At 73.9% G+C, this 19696-nt stretch carries 17 protein-coding genes; 7 read left to right on the top strand and 10 right to left on the bottom strand.

Features of this window, described 5'->3' with window-relative positions; translation table 11 throughout:
* Nucleotides 1-7: 7 nt before the first annotated feature.
* Complete coding sequence (locus ACQEVZ_RS43970) at nt 8-1168, bottom strand: methyl-accepting chemotaxis protein (RefSeq protein ID WP_433379097.1); 1161 nt, start codon at nt 1166-1168, stop codon at nt 8-10.
* 45 nt (nt 1169-1213) lie between these two features.
* Nucleotides 1214-2491 carry a DUF1479 domain-containing protein gene (locus ACQEVZ_RS43965; RefSeq protein WP_433379094.1) on the bottom strand — a complete coding sequence of 426 codons (1278 nt, stop codon included), beginning with the start codon at nt 2489-2491 and terminating at the stop codon, nt 1214-1216.
* A 90-nt stretch (nt 2492-2581) separates the two neighbouring features.
* Between ACQEVZ_RS43965 and ACQEVZ_RS43960 the strand changes: the two genes are divergently transcribed.
* Nucleotides 2582-3844 carry an ROK family transcriptional regulator gene (locus ACQEVZ_RS43960; protein ID WP_433379091.1) on the top strand — a complete coding sequence of 421 codons (1263 nt, stop codon included), beginning with the start codon at nt 2582-2584 and terminating at the stop codon, nt 3842-3844.
* 173 nt (nt 3845-4017) lie between these two features.
* On the opposite strand, the gene ACQEVZ_RS43955 is transcribed toward ACQEVZ_RS43960, so the two are convergent.
* Nucleotides 4018-4830 (bottom strand): universal stress protein, encoded by an 813-nt coding sequence (locus ACQEVZ_RS43955; protein WP_433379088.1) that lies wholly within the window; start codon nt 4828-4830, stop codon nt 4018-4020.
* A gap of 87 nt (nt 4831-4917) precedes the next feature.
* Nucleotides 4918-5715 (bottom strand): hypothetical protein, encoded by a 798-nt coding sequence (locus tag ACQEVZ_RS43950; RefSeq protein WP_433379085.1) that lies wholly within the window; start codon nt 5713-5715, stop codon nt 4918-4920.
* 159 nt (nt 5716-5874) lie between these two features.
* Here ACQEVZ_RS43950 and ACQEVZ_RS43945 point away from each other — a divergent pair, with 159 nt between their 5' ends.
* The 3 genes from ACQEVZ_RS43945 to ACQEVZ_RS43935 are packed head-to-tail and all read left to right on the top strand — an operon-like array spanning nt 5875 to nt 8697.
* Nucleotides 5875-7086, top strand: a complete 1212-nt coding sequence (locus tag ACQEVZ_RS43945) for a sensor histidine kinase (protein WP_433379082.1) — start codon at nt 5875-5877, stop codon at nt 7084-7086.
* On the top strand, nt 7083-7727 hold the full coding sequence (locus ACQEVZ_RS43940; protein ID WP_344506745.1) for a response regulator transcription factor: 645 nt from the start codon (nt 7083-7085) through the stop codon (nt 7725-7727). Before ACQEVZ_RS43945 ends, ACQEVZ_RS43940 begins: the two co-directional genes overlap by 4 nt.
* A 4-nt stretch (nt 7728-7731) precedes the next feature.
* On the top strand, nt 7732-8697 hold the full coding sequence (locus tag ACQEVZ_RS43935; protein WP_433379078.1) for a hypothetical protein: 966 nt from the start codon (nt 7732-7734) through the stop codon (nt 8695-8697).
* Nucleotides 8698-8769: 72 nt separating this feature from the next.
* On the opposite strand, the gene ACQEVZ_RS43930 is transcribed toward ACQEVZ_RS43935, so the two are convergent.
* Complete coding sequence (locus tag ACQEVZ_RS43930; protein ID WP_433379075.1) at nt 8770-9204, bottom strand: VOC family protein; 435 nt, start codon at nt 9202-9204, stop codon at nt 8770-8772.
* A gap of 93 nt (nt 9205-9297) precedes the next feature.
* Here ACQEVZ_RS43930 and ACQEVZ_RS43925 point away from each other — a divergent pair, with 93 nt between their 5' ends.
* Nucleotides 9298-9933 (top strand): 2'-5' RNA ligase family protein, encoded by a 636-nt coding sequence (locus ACQEVZ_RS43925; protein ID WP_354901919.1) that lies wholly within the window; start codon nt 9298-9300, stop codon nt 9931-9933.
* Nucleotides 9934-9937: 4 nt separating this feature from the next.
* On the opposite strand, the gene ACQEVZ_RS43920 is transcribed toward ACQEVZ_RS43925, so the two are convergent.
* On the bottom strand, nt 9938-10984 hold the full coding sequence (locus ACQEVZ_RS43920) for a class I SAM-dependent methyltransferase (RefSeq protein WP_433379072.1): 1047 nt from the start codon (nt 10982-10984) through the stop codon (nt 9938-9940).
* Nucleotides 10985-11081: 97 nt separating this feature from the next.
* Complete coding sequence (gene eno / locus ACQEVZ_RS43915; RefSeq protein WP_433379069.1) at nt 11082-12353, bottom strand: phosphopyruvate hydratase; 1272 nt, start codon at nt 12351-12353, stop codon at nt 11082-11084.
* 124 nt (nt 12354-12477) lie between these two features.
* Here eno and ACQEVZ_RS43910 point away from each other — a divergent pair, with 124 nt between their 5' ends.
* Nucleotides 12478-13395 carry a MerR family transcriptional regulator gene (locus ACQEVZ_RS43910; RefSeq protein ID WP_433379066.1) on the top strand — a complete coding sequence of 306 codons (918 nt, stop codon included), beginning with the start codon at nt 12478-12480 and terminating at the stop codon, nt 13393-13395.
* Nucleotides 13385-14425, top strand: a complete 1041-nt coding sequence (locus ACQEVZ_RS43905; protein WP_433379063.1) for a trypsin-like peptidase domain-containing protein — start codon at nt 13385-13387, stop codon at nt 14423-14425. Before ACQEVZ_RS43910 ends, ACQEVZ_RS43905 begins: the two co-directional genes overlap by 11 nt.
* On the opposite strand, the gene ACQEVZ_RS43900 is transcribed toward ACQEVZ_RS43905, so the two are convergent.
* From ACQEVZ_RS43900 to ACQEVZ_RS43890, 3 genes are all read right to left on the bottom strand, one after another.
* Complete coding sequence (locus tag ACQEVZ_RS43900; RefSeq protein ID WP_433379061.1) at nt 14402-15328, bottom strand: hypothetical protein; 927 nt, start codon at nt 15326-15328, stop codon at nt 14402-14404. The genes ACQEVZ_RS43905 and ACQEVZ_RS43900 overlap by 24 nt on opposite strands.
* Before the next feature lie 10 nt (nt 15329-15338).
* Nucleotides 15339-19352: an NACHT domain-containing protein gene (locus ACQEVZ_RS43895; RefSeq protein WP_433379058.1), complete on the bottom strand. Its 4014-nt coding sequence runs from the start codon at nt 19350-19352 to the stop codon at nt 15339-15341.
* Between the two features lie 63 nt (nt 19353-19415).
* Nucleotides 19416-19640: a hypothetical protein gene (locus tag ACQEVZ_RS43890; protein WP_433379055.1), complete on the bottom strand. Its 225-nt coding sequence runs from the start codon at nt 19638-19640 to the stop codon at nt 19416-19418.
* Nucleotides 19641-19696: the final 56 nt, after the last annotated feature.

Raw genomic sequence — 19696 nt, 5'->3', positions numbered from 1 at the left:
CACGCCTTCAGATGCGGAATGTGGCGACGACGGTCCGCAGCTCCGACGACATGCGCTCCAGCTCGGCGTTGAGGCGCAGCGCGCCGGAGACGCCGTCCTGGGTCGTGCGGGCCGCGTCCGCGACGCCCGTGATGCTGCGGGCGATGTCCGACGAGCCGGTGGCGGCGGCGTTGACGCTGCGGTCCATCTCCGCGGTCGTCGCCGCCTGCTCCTCGACGGCCGCCGCGATCGTCTGCTGATACTCGTTGATCTTCGAGATGATCCCGGTGATCTGCCCGATCGCGTCGACCGCGTTCTGCGTGTCCAGCTGGATCGCCTCGACCCGGCGGGAGATGTCCTCCGTCGCCTTCGCCGTCTCCTGCGCGAGGTCCTTCACCTCGCCGGCGACGACCGCGAACCCCTTGCCGGCGTCCCCGGCGCGGGCCGCCTCGATCGTGGCGTTGAGCGCGAGGAGGTTCGTCTGCTCGGCGATCGACGTGATCACCTTGACGACGTTGCCGATCTGGGTGGACGACTCGCCGAGCCGGGCCACGGTCGCGTTCGTCGACGTGGCCGCCTGCACCGCGTCGTCGCCGACCCGCACCGCCTGCGCCGCGTTCTGCGCGATCTCCCGGATCGACGCGCTCATCTCGTTGGACGCGGTGGCGACCGTGTCGACGTTGCGCGACACCTGCTCGGCGGCGGTCACGATGCCCTGCGCCTGGCTGCTGGACTGGTTGGCGTTGCGGGCGAAGCCCTGGCTCACGTCGCGCAGCTCACCGGACGCGCCGGACAGCGCGTTGGCCGACGCGTCCAGGGTACGGACGACGCCGTGGATCGACCCGGTCGCCTGGTTCAGCGCGTCGGCGATGAGCCCGAACTCGTCCTTGCGGTTGAGGTCGAGCCGGCGGGTCAGGTCGCCGGTGACCATCGCGTCCAGGTGCGCCAGGACCTTCCCGGCGGCCTGCAGCAGCGGCCGGATCCCGAGGTACGCCGCGAACGCGTTCATCACGGTCAGCACGGCGATGAACGCGACCGCCGTGCCGAAGCCGATCTCGACCGCCCCGGTCGCGTCCAGGAGCCAGAAGCCGAGGGCGCCGACGCCGATGGTCGACACGGCCTGGCCCATGACCCCGACGAACATGATCGACCGGGCCGGCCGACGGGTCTGCTGGAAACTGTCCGGCACAGCGCTCTCCTCCGCACGACGTGACCCTCGGCGGATCGGCAACATTCAGCCCGCGTTGAGGAAATCCAGCCCGAGTCCTCGCCGGCCGATCTCGTTCAGGTCCGCCTCCTGGAAGCGGTTTGGCCAGTCCTTCTCGTAGTGCTCGGCGGGGAAGTCGCCGGGGCTCTCACCGGTGCGGAACGCCTCGCGGACCGACGCCGCGTAGCGCTCGTTGCGCGGGCACCAGGGAGCGGCCGGGATGTACATGACGTTGCCCCAGCCGCGCTGCGCCTCGACCGGCGCCACGCTGTGGATCATGTCGCAGTGCCACCAGACGGAGTCGCCGGCCTGCACGTCGGGGATCCCGGACAGCGCCTCCATGAGCGGCGCGTGCCACTTGTGCCCCGCCGGGAAGACCTGGTTGACGGTCACGCCGCACATGTCGTCGTCCGGCACGTCCGGCAGCAGCGGGCGCAGCATCAGGTACGCCATCGCCTCCGGGATCGGCACGGTGTGCAGCACGCCCTGGTCGTGGTCCATGTCCGACAGCGCCGTCCAGCCCTGGAACGTGCGGAACGCCGAGCACATCGTCGATCCGGGGTACTGCGGCCCGGCGGTGCGGTGGGCGGCGTCCCACGGGTCGTACTGCTCGACGCTGCCGTCGAACAGGTGCCGGAACGCCTGCTGGTAGGCCTGCGTCATCCACAGGTCCAGGGTGCCCGGGTCGAGGTGCGTGCCGAGGCCGGCGGAGTCGGCGCCCTCGGGCCGGCGGCGGATCCGGTCGGGGTAGAGCGAGTCGCGCCCCGGGTCGAACCACCGAACGCCGTCCGACTCGTGCTTCCACTGGCCGTTCAGGAACGCCTGCACCGTGGCCATGCGCTCGCTCTGCCGCGCCTGCATCTGGGCCGGGGACCAGTAGATCGGGTAGATCTCGGGCTTGGAGCCGACGCTGCCGAAGAAGTCGTCGCCGGGGCCGCGGTACAGCTCGAAGAACCGGTTGCTCTCCACGTAGTCGACGATGTCGCGGTCCCAGCCGAGGGCCTGCTCCCGCGCGAAGTGCCCGCGCACGACGAGGCAGCCGCGCCGCTTGAGGCGGGCCAGGTCGGCGGGGGAGACGGCGCCGGCGGCGATGTCGGCGTAGTCGATCACCGGCCAGATCGTCTCGCCGCGCCGGCGGGCCGCGGCGATCTCGTCGACGGCGTCCTGCACGCGGCGCTCGACGACGGCGAACACCTCCTCGACGGTCCGGCCGGATTCGGCGATGCGCTCGCGCAGGGCCGTCTTGATCTCGCGGGTCGCCGCCCTGAGATCGGCGGGCGTCTCCTCCCAGTGCGGCAGTGCCACGGTCGTCCCCTTTCTAGGTAGGTGCCTTTACTAGTAGCACTGTACGACCGGGCACAATTCCAGGCAAGGCTCCTGACTAGAATGCGGGTCGTGGATCTGGTCCGTTCGGTGACCGACGAGCACGTGCTGCGCGCACTCATGGAGCACCGCCGCCTGACCAGGGCCGAGCTCGCCACGGCGATCGGCATCTCGAAGCCGACGGCGGGGGAGAGCGTGCGCCGCCTCGAGGAGCGCGGCCTGGTGTCCGACACCGGCGAACGCACCCCGGGCGGCCGCGGCCGTGGCCGGGTGGGCTCCTACTACGCGCTCGCTCCGGGCGTGGGGCTGGCCCTCGCGGTCACCATCGCGCCGGAGGGGGTCGTGGCGGCGTGCCTGAACGCGCACGGCGACACCCTGGCCCGCGACACCCGCCCGATCGGCCGCCCCGCCCACCCCGATCAGGTCGCCGCCGCCCTGCGCGCCGCCGTCTCCGCGGTCTCGTCCGCCGCGTCGGCGTTTGCGGCCGATGTACCGGCGGCCGCGCCCACCTCTGCCGCCACCGCGTCTGATGCCGGCGGCGCGCCCGGCGCCATCGGTGCGTCCGGTGCGTCTGGTGCGCCTGGTGCGTCCGGCGGTGCCGGTGGCTCCGGCGGCGGTGGTGGCTCCGGCAGCGGTGGTGGCGGGCCGGTGCGGGTGGCCGTGGTCGGCGCGGCCGACCCGGTTGACCGGGCGACCGGCCGGCTGGTGCAGCTGCCCGACGCGCCGTTCCTCGTCGGCGAGCTGGACCCCGTCGCCGTCCTGACCCCGTTCGTGACCGGGCCGGTGATCGTCGACAACGACGTCAACTGGCTCGCCCGCGCCGAACGCGACCGTGCCGGCGACCGCGGCGACTTCGCCTACCTGTACCTCGGCGAGGGCCTCGGCTGCGCGATCGTCAACGACGGCGAGATCCGCCGCGGCCGGACCGGACTGGCCGGCGAGATCGCCCACCTGGTGACCACCGGACCGCGGGGCCGCGCCGTCCGCTTCATCGAGCTGTTCGCCGAGCTCGGCCTGCGCCGGGACGGCTCCACCGCCATCGACGTCGACCAGCTCCTGGACCGTTGCACCCCGGGCTCGCCGGCCGCCACCGCCGTGTGCGACGCGGTCGCCGGCGTCGTCGCCGCGACCGTCGCCCTCGCCGACCCGCAGGAGGTCGTCATCGGCGGCACGTGGGGGCCGGCGCTCATCGAAGGCATCCGCGCCGCGACCGCCCGCACCCCCCGCCCCGTCGACCTCCGCCCCGCGACCGTGACCACCGACCCGGTCCTGACCGGCGTCCGCGCCGAGGCGCTCGCCGGCCTCCGCGCCGCCATCACCGCCGCCGCGCTGTAAGCGATGGGTGCCGCCGGCTGCCCAGCCCGCGAGAAGGAGGCGTTCGCCGGCCTCCGGTCCGCTATCACCGCCGCCGCGTTGTAGGAGCCGTCACCGCTGCTGCGCATTGGGGCTGCACCGCCGCCGCGCCCGCACGTGGCTGCCATCTCGTCGTGTGCGTTCCCGGCCGGTTGTCAGAGGGTGTCGCGCAGGAGCAGGACGGGGCAGTCGGCGCGGAGCAGGAGGTGGTGGTTGACCGGGTCCAGGGACGGGGCGGAGCCGGCGTCGAGCACGACGAGCTGGGCGCTGCGGGACGCCGCCACCAGGACGTCCGCCGGGTTTCCCGTGGTGAGCTCGACCTCCACCGGCACCGTCGGGAACAGTGTCCGCAGGCGGGTGACGGTCTCGCTCACGTCGGCCCGGACCAGCGTGCCCAACCCGGCCGGAGAGGCTTTCGCCGGCGTCGGGGTCGGGGCGTGGACCGCGACGAGGGCGCAGCCGCGCCGGTGCGCCTCCTCGAAGCCGGTGGCGAGGACCCGCTCCGCCGATGCGGGGTCGCCGATGCCGGCGACCACCGTCCCGATCGCGGTGTCGGCGCGGCCCCGGACCACGACGACCGGGCCGGTCGCGTACGTGGCGACGTGCACCCCGACCGACCCCAGCAGCGCCGACGCGAGCGCGCCGCGGCCCTGCGAGCCGACGACGAGCAGCGCCGCCGACCGCGTCTCGGCCAGCAGCACGTCACCCGGGGCGCCGGGCAGTGCGCTGCCCCGCACGTCGAGCGCCGGCCGGCCGCCGCGGGCGTCGGCGACGGCGGCGGCCACGACGGCCCACGCCCGCTCGCGGCCGCTCACGTCGGGGCCGGTGGGCGTGCCCGGCTGGCGGTGGTGGACGGACACGACCCGCAGCCGCGCGCCGGTCCGCGCCGCCTGGCTCGCCGCCCAGCGGACGGCCCACGCCCCGCCCGCCCCGCCGTCGGTCCCGACGACGATGTCGTTGTGCTCCATCGGTGCTCCAAGGTGGTGGCGGCGGTTGGCTCCTTCACCCTCGCCGGTGGCAACCGGCACCGGCAGGGCCGAAGGTCCCGTGCCGCGTCACCAGCCGCCGTCGATGAACGCCGCGAAGGCGGGGTCCGGGTCCAGGGCGGTGCCGACGTTCGCCGCGACCACCACCGCGAGGGCGAGCGCCACGACCGCGAACAGCACGGCGTGCGCGGCGAGGACCCGGCGGGCCGGTCCCGAAGGCCCGCGGCGCCGCCAGAGCACCACGCCGACCGACAGCAGGCCCGCGGCGACGACCGCGGCGATCACCGCGATCACCCAGTGGTACAGCGCGTAGTCGTCGATCATGCGGGCCAGCGCGGGCGACGGTGCCTGGTGTGCGTGCACGACGCCGGTCAGCTGCTGCCGGACGTCGGACAGCACGGCGGCGAGCGGGGCGTCGGGCGGGGTGTCGACGAGCAGCGGCAGCAGCGACGCGAACGGGGCCGCCGCGCCCTGCAGGTTGGCCATCACGAGCACCAGCGCCGCCAGCGCGAGCCCGGTGACGAGGACGCCGCCGAGGAGCAGCCGGCGGCGCGGAGCGCCCACGTACATCCGCCACAACCGCACACCGAGCGGCACCAGCACGGCGAGCAGCACCGCCGCGATGACCGCCTTGGCGAGGTGGTAGCGCAGCCAGTAGTCGGCGATCCGCCGCATCGCCGGGGTCAGCTCGCCGCCGCCGGACCCCCAGAACCCCGCGAACGCCCCGCGGACCGCGCCGCGCAGTGCGCCCTCACTGGTGTGGTCGCCGCCGGCGAGGTGGGCCGGAGCGACGACGAACAGGACGACGAGTGTCGCCGCCGCCGCCACTGTACGGGCGGGCCGTAGCCGGCCATCGGTGCTGCGCAAGGTGTGTCCTCCGGTCTCGTTCGGTCGTGTGACTCGACGGTATGAGCGGCCCGCGGGCGCTCCCTCGGCCGCGTGGACGATCCGCGCGCAACTTTGGATTCCTTTCGCCGGGACCGCCCGCGCGGCGGTCTAGGGTGGGTCTGCGAACGGGAGGTGATCATGGAACTGCTGCGCAGGCCGCGGGTGGCCGACGCGCTGCTGGCCTGCGGGCTCGCCGTGGCGATGGTCCTGCTGCGGCAGAGCGCCGGCCCGCCGGACTGGCCGCGGGCGCCGTTCTCGCCCGCCGACCCCGTCACCGCCGCCGCGCTGTGGGCGCTGCTCGTCGCGCAGGCCGCGCCGATGCTGTGGCGGCGCACGCACCCGTGGGCGGTGATGGCCGCGGTCAGCGTCGCGTACGTCGCGTTCGAGCTCGTCGACCCCGCCATCAGCTTCCGCGACGGGCTGCCGCTCGGGTTCGGGGTGTACGCCGTCGCCCGGTACGCGCCGCCGCCGGCGAGCCTGCTGTCCGTCGCCGTCGCGGGGCTCGCCATGTTCGGCCACGACCTGCTGCTCCGGCCGATCACCGGCCCGCCGCTGCCGCCGGCGCTGCGCCCGGGGGTCATCGAGGTCACAGTGGCGGTCGGGCTGGTGGCCGGGCTGTGGCAGCTGGGCAGGTCGCAGCGGCACATCCACTCCGACGCCGCCGCGCTGCGGGACCTGACCGCGCTGCTGCGCGCCGAGCAGCAACGCAGCGCCGCCCGCGCCGTCACCGCCGAGCGCGCCCGCATCGCCCGCGACCTGCACGACCTGGTCGCGCACCACGTCAGCGCGATCGCCGTGCAGGCACGGGCCACGGCCGAGGCGCTGCCCGAGGACACCGCGCTCGCCGGCCGCGGCGTCGCGGGCATCGGGACCGCCGCCGACACGGCGCTGCTGGAGATGCGCCGGCTGCTGCGGCTGCTGTCGGACGACGACGCGGCGCGGGACCTCCTGCCGGAGCCGTCGCTCGCCCACCTGCGGCAGCTGACCGGCGTCGCGGCCGCCGCCGGGTGCGAGGTCGACCTGGACGTGTCGGTCGGCCCCGACGTCCCCGCCGCCGTGCAGGTCTCGGCGTACCGGGTCGTCCAGGAGGCGCTGACCAACGCGCTGAAGCACGCGGGTCCCGTGGCGGTGCGGGTGGCCGTACACCAGCGAAAACACCAACTGGAGGTCGGCGTCGTCAACGATCCGCCGGTCGCCGGCCACCAGCCGATGCCGGGCGCGGGGCTCGGCCTGATCGGGATGCGGGAGCGGGTCGCCCTGTTCGGCGGCACCCTGTCGACCGGCCCGCTGGCCGACGGCCGCTGGCGGGTCGAGGCGACATTCCCATGGGAAGGGGAGGGCGGGCCGTGACGGTCACCGTGCTCATCGCCGACGACCAGGACATGGTCCGCGCCGCGCTGCGCGCAATCCTCGACCGGCGGCCCGATCTGGAGGTCGTCGGCGAGGCGGCCGATGGCGAGCGGGCCGTCGCCCTCGCCGCCGAGCTGCGCCCAGACGTCGTGCTCATGGACGTGCGCATGCCCGGCCTGACCGGCGTCGAGGCGACCAGGCGCATCCTCGGCGCGGCGGTGCCGTCGAAGATCCTCGTGCTGACGACGTTCGACCTCGACGAATACGTGCAGTCCGCGTTGCGGGCGGGGGCGAGCGGCTTCCTGCTGAAGAACGCGTCGCCCGAGCAGCTCTGCGACGCGGTCCGGGCCGTCGCGGCGGGCAACGCGGTGCTCGCGCCGGCCGTCACCCGCCGCATCGCCGAGGCGTTTCAGGCGCCACCGGCGAAAGCGGCGGTCGACGGCCTCACCGCCCGGGAGCTGGAGGTGCTGGTGCTGGTCGGGCGCGGGCTGTCCAACGCGCGGATCGCCAGGACCCTGGACCTGTCGGAGTCCGGCGTGAAGAGCCGCGTCAACCGCATCCTCACCCGGCTCGGGCTGGAGAACCGCGTCCAGGCCGCGCTCCTCGCCCGCGAGGCCGGCCTGCTCGACGAGCTACCCTGACGCGATGCCCATCGATGAGACGCTCGGCGTCCTCGCGCACCGCGGCGGGCTCGTCGTGCGGCGGCCCCAGCTCAGCGTCGGCATCGTCGGCGCCGTCTCCCGCACCACCGGCCTCGAGGTGGAGCTGCTCGCCCGCCGCCCACTCGACCGGCGCGGCGCGACCGAGCGGCAGGCCGGCATCCGCGCCGGACGGGACGGCGTCGTGCCCGCGCCGCGGCGCCTGCTGCCGGCGTACGACGAAGGCCTCGACCTCCGCGTCGGCCGGCTCGACCCGGACGGGCGCGCGCACTGGGTGTTCGGGTCGCGCACCAGCTCCAGCAGCGGCGACCACTCCGGCGGCACCCACGGCCCGAGCCTGCGCACGACGGTGCGTTTTCCGCCACTGTACGACCATGCCTCGCTCGTCCTGGCCTGGCCCGAGATCGGGTTCCCCGAGTCCATTGTGGACCTTCCGCTGCCGCCGCGGGACGCCGTGGAGCGTGGCACGGTCCCGATCTGGGACGCACCGGTCGACGCCGGGCCCGTGCCTGACTCGCTGCGCCGCCGCACGCACGACGCGCCGCACCCCGGGCCGGCGGTCGAGGCGGGCCGGATCGTCGCCGGGCCGCGGGTGCTCAGCCGCGGCGCCGACGCCGTGGTCGCACTGACCCGTCTCACGGCCGTCGACGGGGTCCTGTCGGCGGAGGTGCTGAGCGTGGCCCGGGGCCCGCGGGCGGGCGCCATGTCCGTGGTCCCGGGCCCCGGCCGCCCACCGGGCCTGCCCGGCGCCACGGTCGCCGTCGTCCACGACGGGGAGGCGGTCTGGGCGCCGCACGGCAGCGGCGGGTCCAGCGGCGGCCCCGACGTGTTCCGGTCCCGGATCGAGTTCGTCCTGCCCGACCCCGGCGGCTCCGAGCTCGGCCTCGTGGTCGCGTGGCCGGCCGCCGGCCTGCCCGACGTCCTGGTCCCGCTGTCGCTCGACGCCCGCTGAGCCCCACGGCGACCGGTTCGAGCAGCAGACCTCCTACGCGGTCGCCGTCGCCAGGCTCGCCCACGGCTGACCTCAGACGACGCAGAACTCGTTGCCCTCCGGGTCGGCCATGAGGACGTGGCTCGGCACGCCGCCGACGGCCGCCTCCCGCACCACCGTCGCGCCCGCCGCGACCAGCCGCTGCACCGTCGCGGCGACCGCCGGCCACCGCTGCTCCTGCGGCCGGTCCCGGCCACCCACCTTGAGGTCGAGGTGCAGGCGGTTCTTGACCACCTTCGCCTCCGGCACCTTCAGGAACGTGAGGCTCGGCAGGACCCCCCGCGGATCGTGCAGGTAGGCCGCGTCACCCCACTCCTCGGGCGGCACCTCCCACCGGGTCAGCCACTCCTCCCGGCTGGCGAACCCCTCCGGCACCGGCGCGTCCACGTACCCGAGCGCCTCCCGCCAGAACGCGGCAAGGCGCCCCGGGTCGGCGCAGTCGACCGTGACTCCCCAGACGACAGTCATGCACCATCGATACCGCACTCCGCCACGCCGCGCCCGGTGAACCACCGGACGTGCGACCCTGGATCGGGCTTCCGGACGGGGAGAAGGCGGCGGATGGAACGGTTCATCACGGCGGAGCGGACGTGGGCCGAGCGCAGCCGCTGGCACGTGTACGTGCTGCCCGACCTGGACGCCGACCCCGACCTGCGGCAGCTGGTGCGGCAGAGCGGCGAGGTCCTGGAGCGGTACCCGGCGGCGATGTCGATCGTGCCCGACCCGTGGCTGCACGCCACCATGCAGATGGTCACCGGTCTGGCCGGTGACGACGTCGGCGAGGCGCGGCGGGCGGCGCTGATCGGGGCGCTGCACGACGAGGTCGGCGCGCTCCCGGCGTTCACCGCGACCGCCGGCGCCGTGCAGGCCGGGCGGGTGGGTGTCGCGGTCGACCTGGACCAGGACCTGCCGGGTGAGCCGTTCGCGGTGCTCGGCGATCGGGTCCGGGCCGCGATCCGGGCCGTGTTCGGCGACGACGGACTGCGGTACGACCCCGGCATCCCGCACATCAGCCTCGCCTACGGCACGGGCGCCGCCGACTCCGGCGAGATCCAGGAGCACCTGCGGCGGACGGTGCGGCCAGCCAGGGCGCGGCTGACGGTCGGGGCGGTCTGGCTGCTCGACGTCGTCCAGGACGCGGCCCGCAGCCAGTACCGGTGGCACGAGCCGCTGGCCCGGATCCCCCTGCGGGGCTGAGCCGCTACGCGGCGGTGCGGCGGACCGCGACGGCGTGGAAGCGGTGCGGCGGGTCGTCGTAGCTGGTCAGGAGCCAGCCGGCGGCGGCCGCCGAGGCGCGCAGGACCGGCTCGGCGAGGGGCTCGTCGGGGCGCAGGGCGCGGCCGTGCCGGGCGGCGAGCGCGGCCCGGCCGGACGGGTGGAAGAGCACCAGCCGGCCGCCGGGCCGGGTGACGCGGGCCAGCTCGGCCAGGCCGGCGGCGGCGTCCGGCAGGTGGGTGATGAGCCCGGCGGCGAAGACGCCGTCGACGGTGGCGCCGGCGAACGGCAGGTGACGGGCGTCGGCGAGCAGCAGCGACGCGTGGCAGGCGCGGGCGCGGTCCGCGGCGGCGGCGAGCATCTGCGGAGTCAGGTCGACGCCGATCACGGTGCCGTGCGGGCCGGTGGCGTCGCGCAGCGCGGGCAGGGCGCGACCGGTTCCGCAGCCGACATCGACCACCGTGTCACCCGGGGCGAAGCCGGACCGGGCGACCGCGGCCACATAGGCGGGCAGGTCGTCGCCGAACCTGGTGTCCCAGGTCGCGGCCCGGCCGGCGAAGAACGCCTGGGACTCGCTGCGGTGCCACACGTCGCCGTCGACCAGCCGGGCGTCGAGGTGCCGCAGCACCGGCCACGCGGCGTCGTGCAGGTCGATGACGGCGTCGGTGTCGTCACCCCGGAATCCACCGGAAGCGCTGGAAGCGCCGGTGGTGGCAGCCGGTGGCGTGCGCACCCAGACCGTCAGGTGCCACGACGCGGCGGGGAGCCGGCGCCGCCAACCTGGTCCGTCGGCGATGACGACGGTGTCTGGGGTTCTGGTGTACCAGCCGTCGCGGTCGCTCGTGCAGGCCGCCGCGGTCAGCCGGACGCAGTGCCGCCCGCCGGCGTGCAGGTGGGCGGCGAACCGGTCGGCGACCTGGGCGGCGCGGCCGTCACCGCCGTCGACGACCACCCTGGCCGCCCCGCGGGGCAGGGCCGCGGCGAGGTGCCCGAGCACGGTGTCCCAGCGGCGCCGCTGGTCGTCGGCGGTCATCCCCCCATCATGCAGGTGCGGGCAGGCCGCCGGTAGAGGACGGTGTAGATGCGAGCCGGAAGACCGGCATCTGCTCGCAGATGCCGGTCTCGCAACGTTACGAGGCGGCCCGTCCCGCGTAGCGGGCGCTGCTGCCCAGCTCCTCCTCGATGCGCAGCAGCTGGTTGTACTTGGCGGTCCGGTCCGAGCGGGACAGCGAGCCGGTCTTGATCTGGCCGCAGTCCAGGCCGACGGCGAGGTCGGCGATCGTCGTGTCCTCGGTCTCGCCGGAGCGGTGCGACATCACCACCCGGTAGCCGGCCCGCTGCGCGGTCCGGACCGTCTCGATCGTCTCGGTCAGCGTGCCGATCTGGTTGACCTTGACGAGGACCGCGTTGGCGTAGCCGCCGTCGATGCCGGCGCGCAGGCGGGCGGGGTCGGTGCAGAAGACGTCGTCGCCGACCAGCTGGAGGCGGTCGCCGGCGCGGGCGGTGAGCCGCGTCCAGCCGTCGATGTCGTCCTCGGCCATCGGGTCCTCGATGGAGGTGATCGGGAAGCGCTCCGACAGCTCGACGAGGTACTCGATGTGCTCGTCCACCGACCGCTTGCGGCCCTCGCCGGCGTAGTCGTAGACGCCGTCGCGGTAGAACTCCGAGCTGGCCGGGTCGAGGCAGATCGTGATGTCGGCACCCGGCCGGTAGCCACTGTCCTCGACGGCCCGCAGCACGAAGGTGAGCGCCTCCTCGGCCGTGGCGAAGTCCGGCGCGAAGCCGCCCTCGTCGCCCACGTTGGTGCTGTGCCCGGCCGACGCCAGGGACCGTCGCAGGGTGTGGAAGACCTCGGAGCCCATCCGGACGGCCTCGGCGAAGGTCGGCGCGCCGATCGGGGCGATCATGAACTCCTGGAAGTCGAGCGGGTTGTCGGCGTGCGCTCCGCCGTTGACGATGTTCATCATCGGCACCGGCAGCAGCCGCGCCCCGACCCCTCCGACGTAGCGGTACAGCGGCTGGCGGTGCGCGGCCGCGGCGGCCTTCACCGTCGCCAGCGACACGCCGAGGATCGCATTGGCGCCGAGGCGGCGCTTGTCCGCCGTGCCGTCCAGCGCGATCATCGTCTCGTCGACCAGCGCCTGGTTCTCCGCGTCGAGGCCGGTCACCGCCGCGGCGAGCGGGCCGTTGACCGCGGCGACGGCCCCGGTCACCCCCTTGCCGTGAAACCGCGCGGGATCGCCGTCGCGCCGCTCGACCGCCTCGTTGGCGCCCGTCGACGCGCCCGACGGCACCGCGGCCCGGCCGGTCGCACCGTCGGCGAGGACCACGTCGACCTCCACCGTCGGGTTGCCCCGGCTGTCCAGCACCTGCCGTCCGATGACCCGGCTGATCGCCGTCATCGATCCACCTCCCGTGTTTCGTCGCTTGCTCGACCGGGCCCAGACTGGCAGACGGCGGCGGCCTTGCCACCGCGACGATCAACACGTTGACCTGTACCCCAGGGTCCGGGTTTAAGGTCGCGGGATGCGGGTGGGTGAACTGGCGCGCCGGACCGGGACGACCGTGCGGGCGCTGCGCTACTACGAGTCCGCGGGGCTGGTCGTCCCGCGGCGGCTGAGCAACGGCTACCGCGAGTACGAGCCGATCGCGGTCCGGCTCGTCGAGCAGATCCGGCAGCTGACCGCGCTCGGCCTCACCGTCGAGGAGACCCGCCCGTTCGTCGACTCGATCGTGGGCGGCGCCGACGACACCGACGTGTGCGCCGCCGCGCTGGCGACCTACCGCAGCACCATCGCCACCCTGCAGGACCGCATCGGCAGGCTCACCGCGCAGCGCGACTCGCTCAACAGCCGCCTCGACACCGCCACGGCACGCGTCGCCACCGGCGCCTCGTCGCCCGGCGCGGACCCGTCCCGCCTCGTCGGCGACCGCCTGCCGGGCCTCACGTTCTACTGCACCGACGGCCGCCCCGTCGACCTCGGCGCGCTCGGCCCCGGCCGGACCGTCATCTTCGTCTACCCGCTCACCGGCCGCCCTGGCGTCGACCTGCCCAAGGGCCTCATCGAGGTGCACGGCGCCCTCGGCGGCACCGAGCAGGCGACCTGGGTGCGCGACCACCACGCGGAGCTGCGCAACGCCGGCGTGGACCGGGTCTTCGGCCTCTCCGCGCAGTCGACCGGATACCAGCGCGAGCTCGTGCACCGCCTGCGGCTGCCGTACCCGCTGATCCCCGACCCCCGGATGACCCTCGCCGCCGCGCTGGAGCTGCCGACCTTCACCGCCGGTGACATGACCCTCTACGAGCGCCTCACCCTCGTCGTGACCGACGACGCCGTCGAACACGTCTTCCACCCGATCCCCGAACCCGCCTCCCACCTTCTCGCCGTCATGCAGTGGCTCACCAGATCCTCCCGGTCTGGTAGAGAAGGGCATGGCCATTGACGGACGACTCGCGCGGCAGCTCAGCGAGGCGCTGCTGGACGCCTTCAGCCCGGAGCGTCTCGACGAGATGCTGTACTACCGGCTGTCCAAGCAGCGGGCCCGGATCACCATGGCCGACAACCTGGAGACGCGGGTCTTCCACCTGATCAGGGCCGCCGACTCGGAGGGCTGGCTGGACCAGCTCGTGGTCGCGGCGCGCCAGTCCCGGCCGGAGCACGCCGGTCTGCGGCAGGTGGCGGAGGTGCGGTCCCTGACGCCCGGCACCGGCGGGCTGGAGACGATCCTCAGCGCCGGCGACGTCGACATCCACCCGGCGCCGTGGCGGACGCGGCTCGGGGTCCTCGAAGGACAGGTCGGTCTGGTGGAGATCGCCGGCGATCCGGCCGGCACGTGCTTCCTCATCGGCCCGGACCTGTGCATGACCAGCCACCACGTGGTCGCCGCGGCGCGGCGCGACGAGGTGCGGATCGTGTTCGACCACAAGCGGGACGCGGCCGACCAGGAGGTGTTCGCCGGCACCGCGGTCGAGCTCGCCGACGACTGGCTCGCCGCGTCGGCCCCGAACAGCCCGTCCGAGTGGTCGCGCGGCGGCGGCGCCGACCTGCCGGACCGCGCCGAGCTGGACTTCGCCGTGCTGCGCCTCGCCGAGCCGATCGGCGAGATGCCCGTCGGCGGCACCGGCGAACCGGCCTCGGCCGACCGCGGCTGGATCGACGTCGCCGGCCGCCGTCCGCCGCGCCCCGGCGACGGCATCGCCGTGCTGCAGCACTTCGGCCGCCGGCCGCTGCAGCTGCGCTTCGGCAAGGTGACCGAGGTCAACGCCAACGGCACCCGCCTGCGCCACACCGCCGACACCGACGGCGGGTCGTCGGGGTCGCCATGCTTCACGCTGGACTGGCGGCTCGTCGCGATCCATCAGGCGGGCGACCCCGCCACCGAGTCCTGGGAGGCCCGGACGGGCAACCGCGCCGTGCCCATCCTGCCCGTACTGGGCCTGCCGGCGGTGTCAGCACTTCTCCACCGGCGCTAGGCTGCTCACCTGCACCTCGGCGACGGTGCCGTCGGCACGCCGGACCCGGACGGCGCCGGGCGTGCCGGACTTCAGCAGGGTCCCGCACACGATCGACTGGTCCTGCGACGTCACCTTCACCAGCGGCGAGGCGGGCTCCGCCGCCGGCATGAACCAGGTGAGCCCGATCGCGACGACGAGCGCGCCGAGCGACGTCGCGGACGCCCGGGCCGCACCGCGGAGCCGCCGGCCGATCGCCTCCGGCAGGTCCTGCTGGGCGGTGTACCAGGCGAGCAGGTCGGCGTCGTCGGCGATGGTGCGGGTCTCCGGCTGTCCGTACGCCGCGCGGTACGCCTGCTGGATCGCGACCGCGGCCGCCCCGACCGCCACCACGACGGCGACGGCGGTCCACACCTTGCCGGCCACGTCCAGTGCGGCGACCTGGTCGGCGCCGAGGCTCACGCCGACGATGCCGAGCACCCCGAGCAGCGCGGTGGTCCCGGCGATCCACTTCTCGGCTCCCGCCTTGAGCCGGTCGACCCGCCCGGCCTGCGCGATCCGGTACGCCTCCGCCGCCTCGGCGAGATACGGGTCGTCCGCCGGCCGGAGCGTCACCGTGCCGTCCTCCGCGACCTCGGCGTGCCCGGTCCACGTCCGTCCGCAGCCCTTCGGCGGGGACGCCGGCTGCCCCGCGTGCTCCTGCCCGCAGGTGCAGGCGAACCCGGCGGTGACCGAGGTCGCTCCGCCAGGGTCGAACCCTTCGAGGTCGGTGGCGCGCAACGAGACGGTCGCGGTGCACGCGTGCCGGCACACGGGGCACGGCCCGGCGAGCCGCAGCGTCGACCCGACCTGGCTGCCGTGCCACTGCCGCAGCTGCGCGTCCAGCACGGTCACCCGCGCGGCGCGGTGGGCCAGCTCCGTCATCCGGACTCCTTCACAGGTAGGAATGCCTGCGGATCGCGGCGAGGGTCGGCGCGACCTCGTTCAACGGCGGGATCTCGGCGTCGTCGTCCTCGTCCGCGTCGGGTGGTTCGGCGGGCAGCCCGAGCACCAAGGCTGGGACGACCGGCTCGGGCAACGAGTCCCCGGGGCTGGATTCGTCCGGCTCGTCATCCCAGTCGTCTTCGTCTTCCCAGTCCTCGTCATCCCATCGCTGGAAGTCGGCGAGCTGCTGGTCGGAGTATCCGAGGTCCCACAGTTCGTCGTAGGAGACGACGCCGAGATCCGCCGGGCGGTTGAGCTCCTCCAGCGTGCCGATCATCCAGCCGTCGAGGTACCGCCCGGAGTCCGTGGCCTCGCCGGAGTCGGGGAACGTGGTCAGGTAGTCCCGGAAGTCCTCGTCCTCGAAGTCGTGCGGCGGCAACGGAACCGCCCCGTCGAGGTCGGCGCCCGGCCGGACGTCGTCGGGATGCTCGTGCGCCGCCAGGAACACGTCGCCGAGGTCCAGGTCGGTGGCGGCGAGCAGCTCCTCGCTCACCTGCAGCTGGTCACAGCCGCCGAGTCCGATGTCGGTGAGGGCCGGTAGGTGCGCGACGGCCCCGATGTCGACGAGCCGCGTCGAGCCGGACACATCCAGGAACTGCAGCTGCTCCATACGTTCGATGCCGCTCAGGTCGACGACCGACGACCGACGCAGCGTCAGCGACTGCAGATTGACGCAGTCGGAGATGGCGAGCAGATCGTCAACGTGGAAGTCCTCGATCGTCAGCTCGGTGAGAAAGTAGCCGGTGAGCCGTTCGGTGTGCCAATCGACACGGACACCACCGGCCAACGTCAGCTCCCGAATCGGGTTCCGGGTCAGCGCGTGGACGTTCCGGAGAATGACTGGGCCTAGGATCGTCAGCGTCTCGAGTTCGATGAACTGGAGGAACACCCAGCAGTTGACCTCGGCGAGGGGTAGGCGGTCGGCGAAACTTAGCGTCAGGCGACGGATCGTCTCGTTGGCAGGCCCGTCAACCGGGTCGAACCGATGCAGCTCGTGAATCTCGACCTCGGATGCCATCACAGTCGGCAGCCAGTCGAGCTCCATGTCAGCCGGCCATGCCGGGATCGTCAGCGACCTGACACGGGCGCGCGCGACGTGGTCGGCGAAGTCGGCGGTGATCACGTCCGGCACGAAGTGCAGGTCGAGGTTGAGTTCGTAAGGAATGAACGGCAGGACGGTCGGGTCGCGGACGACGACCGTTGAAACTGTGCCGTCCGGAATCGCCTGCAGCACCGCCCTGCCGTACGCGCCGGGCGTGAACCCGCTCCACGCGTCGACGAGCTCCTGCGCCAGCTCGTGCCCGAAGCGCTGGGCCGCGGGGACCAGCGCCTCGATCGCGCGCTCGCTGCCGATGCCGACGATGGCCCGCACGCACAGGGACGCGGTGGCGGCGTCCTGCACCGTGTGCTGCAGGACGCGCCGGAGCAGGGGCAGCGCGGTCTGTCCCATCGCGACGACCGACTTCACCTCGTCGCGGCTGAGGGGCGGGATGCGCTGCTCCAGGTAGGCGGTGGCGCGCTCGTAGCTCTCCCGCTCCACCACCACGGACATCTCGAAGCACTCCGCCAGGAACTCGCGCAGCGGGGACCGGCCGGACGAGACCGAGTCGTCGGCGACGATCGCGTCGACGATGCCGTCGGTGAGGCGCCGCCACTCGACGGCGGACGTCTTCGAGGCCCAGCCGACCGCCATGCTGATGACGCCCTGCCAGTCTGCGTCGCGGACGTGGTCGAGCATGATGCGGGTGGAGCACCCGGAGACGAGGTGGCGGGCGGCGAGGAACTCCTGGAAGGTGCGGTGGACGAAGTCGATCGTGCCCGGGGCCGGCTCGCGGAGCACACCGGAGCGCTCCAGCAGGTCGTCGAGGATCTGCCCGCCGGTCCAGTCGACGCCGCGGAGCATGCCGGCGACCAGGCCCAGCTGGCTGCGCACGTCGTCGCGGGGCGCCTCCGAGAGGCCGGAGACGACGTACCACTGAGCGAGGGACTGCAGCACGGCGGTGCGTTCCTCGGCGCCGACGCCGGTGGGTTCCACGCCCTTCTCGTGTTCACGGCGGCCGAGCATCATCTTCAGCGCGTCCTCGTACAGCGTGATGCGCTGCTTGGGCAGGCCACCGGGGCTTTTGTAGTTGAGAGCGCAGATGACCGCGCAGAGCAGGGGCGTGCGGGCCAGGTCGCGCAGTGACGGCGACCCGTCGATCTCGATGATGAGGTGTTCGGCGCGGGCCCGGTGGGAGTCGTGCTGGTCGGGCGGGAGCCGCTCCAGTGTCGCCGCGTGCCAGTCCTGGATGAACCGGAAGATCTCGCGGAAGCTCATCGTGGTCAGCGTGAGCGGGGTGAAGCGGCCGAGGTCGTAGGTGCCGCCGCGGGCGGCGGCCGGGCGTGAGGTGACGACCAGGGTGTTGTGCTGCTCGGTGACGGCGTGCCAGGTCAGGTCCTCCAGCCAGGCCTGGACCGTCGCGCGTTCGTCCGCCCGGACCTCGTCGAGGCCGTCGATCAGCAGGACCGCCCGGCCCTCCTTGAGGACCTTGGCGACCCAGCCGGCCGGCTGGCGCGAATGCAGGGACGCTCCGGCCACCTCGCGGGTGAGCTCCTCGATGGTGGGCAGGGCGCGCTTGACGTACCGCCGCAGCCGGACGAACAGCGGAATCCGGCCGTGCCAGGGATGCAGGTCACCGCCGGGCAGCTCGCCGCGGGCCATGCTGACGGCGGCCCACTGCAGGACGGTGGTCTTGCCGGAGCCGGCCTCGCCCTCGATCAGGACCAGCCGGCCGGCCGTCTGCAGCGCCGCGTCCACGGGCTGCGCGTCGTAGCCGACGGTGCCCTGCGCGGTCGGGCGCGGGACGGTGGCCTCGAGGGTGACGTAGGCGGTGGTCAGGCTGTAGCGGCGGACCTCGGTGAGCAGGTCGATGCCGAGGACCTCGAGGGTGTCCAGCGTCCGGGTGACCATGCGCAGGTACTGGACGGCATAGCTGTCGTTGGGGCGGCCCGAGTCCTGGTCGCGCTCCTGCGGCATCCGGCTGATCGCCATCCGGATCGTCGCGGCGGCGCCGCCCGACGCCGCCAGGTCGTGCAGGCCGGCGAGCGTCAAGCCGGGCTCCGCGAGCGCCGCCTCGGCCAGATAGGAGACGATCGCGCCGATCAGCGGCTGGAAGGGCGGGAGGCTGGTGGGACCGTGGTCCCAGGCCGGGCGTCGCCGGTCGGACTGCTCGGTCAGCAGACGCAGCAACAGATCCGGTTCGGTGCGCATCTCCGCGGTGATGGCCGGCCCGGCCAGGCGGAGCGTCGTGGCCACCGCGAAGGTGACCGCGTCGACGATGTCCACTACCTGCGTCGACATGAGCGGGATCAGATGGAGCACCTGGTCCTCGACGTACTCCAGCAGGAGGTCCGTGACCTCCCACAGCTCGCGCCGGACGACGCGGGCGGTGGCGGCGGTCGACCCCGCGGCCGCGAGCGCGTCGACGGACCGGGCGGCGAGGACCTGCCCGTTGCCGGGGTCGTTGAGCAGCAGCAGCGTCCGCACCAGGTCGGCACCGAGGTTGCTCTCGATGCGGTCGTGAACGGTGCGCTTCCGTCCGACCGGCACCCGGCCCGACCGGCCTCGGCCCGCGTAGTCGTGTCCGGTCCCTTCGGCGAGCAGGGCGCCCTCGAGGGCACGCTGCTCGGCCTTCCGGTCGACCACGTGCGGGTGCCGCTCCGCCCACCTGGACAGCAGGGTCGCGCGCGGGACCCGCTTGAGCGCGGCGGCGACGAGATCCGGCAGCCAGCCCTGATCGTCGGCGTCGGTGATGACCCGGAACACGACGTCGTCCATGCCGACCACGTCGCCGACCATTCGGGCGAGCTTGATCTCCAGGTCGTACCAGAGCATCTGCTCGAACGGGCTCCGGGTCGGGAACGCGTCCAGCATCGCCTCGGCGAGGTCCTCGGAGCTCTTGCCCGAGAGGGACGGGACGGGCATCACGCTCCTGGGCGGCATTCGACCGGACCGATGTAGCGCGAGTATAGGACCGGCGACGGTCGGTCAGGCGCGATCGGCCCGGCGCCGTCCGGCCGGACTCAGCTGTCCGTCCGGCCGACCGGCGCCACCCGGTCTGCAGGAGCCGAAGTTGACCAGCCGGGCGCCGTCGACGGTGACCGTGCGGCCGTCGAGCGCGTCGTCCTCGGCGACGTTGTGCACCAGCCCGCGCCGTACGCCGTCGGAGATGAGCTCGTCGAACGTCTGCAGCATGTCGTCGGCCTTCGCCATGGTCGCCCCTTCACCCAGGTGGTCCGTGCCGGGGACCATCGGTGCCCCGGGCGCCG

The sequence above is a fragment of the Dactylosporangium sp. CA-152071 genome (assembly GCF_050936335.1).
GTDB lineage: Bacteria > Actinomycetota > Actinomycetes > Mycobacteriales > Micromonosporaceae > Dactylosporangium > Dactylosporangium maewongense.
This window is presented reverse-complemented; position numbering and strand designations above follow the sequence as displayed.

Excerpts from the sequence above, each read along its gene's own strand:
- ACQEVZ_RS43955 (WP_433379088.1), bottom strand. The coding sequence starts at position 4,830 with ATGGAGCACAACGACATCGTCGTCGGGACCGACGGCGGGGCGGGCGGG.
- ACQEVZ_RS43945 (WP_433379082.1), top strand. The coding sequence starts at position 5,875 with ATGGAACTGCTGCGCAGGCCGCGGGTGGCCGACGCGCTGCTGGCCTGC.
- ACQEVZ_RS43935 (WP_433379078.1), top strand. The coding sequence starts at position 7,732 with ATGCCCATCGATGAGACGCTCGGCGTCCTCGCGCACCGCGGCGGGCTC.
- ACQEVZ_RS43930 (WP_433379075.1), bottom strand. The coding sequence starts at position 9,204 with ATGACTGTCGTCTGGGGAGTCACGGTCGACTGCGCCGACCCGGGGCGC.
- ACQEVZ_RS43925 (WP_354901919.1), top strand. The coding sequence starts at position 9,298 with ATGGAACGGTTCATCACGGCGGAGCGGACGTGGGCCGAGCGCAGCCGC.
- ACQEVZ_RS43920 (WP_433379072.1), bottom strand. The coding sequence starts at position 10,984 with ATGACCGCCGACGACCAGCGGCGCCGCTGGGACACCGTGCTCGGGCAC.
- eno (WP_433379069.1), bottom strand. The coding sequence starts at position 12,353 with ATGACGGCGATCAGCCGGGTCATCGGACGGCAGGTGCTGGACAGCCGG.
- ACQEVZ_RS43910 (WP_433379066.1), top strand. The coding sequence starts at position 12,478 with ATGCGGGTGGGTGAACTGGCGCGCCGGACCGGGACGACCGTGCGGGCG.
- ACQEVZ_RS43905 (WP_433379063.1), top strand. The coding sequence starts at position 13,385 with ATGGCCATTGACGGACGACTCGCGCGGCAGCTCAGCGAGGCGCTGCTG.
- ACQEVZ_RS43900 (WP_433379061.1), bottom strand. The coding sequence starts at position 15,328 with ATGACGGAGCTGGCCCACCGCGCCGCGCGGGTGACCGTGCTGGACGCG.
- ACQEVZ_RS43895 (WP_433379058.1), bottom strand. The coding sequence starts at position 19,352 with ATGCCCGTCCCGTCCCTCTCGGGCAAGAGCTCCGAGGACCTCGCCGAG.
- ACQEVZ_RS43890 (WP_433379055.1), bottom strand. The coding sequence starts at position 19,640 with ATGGCGAAGGCCGACGACATGCTGCAGACGTTCGACGAGCTCATCTCC.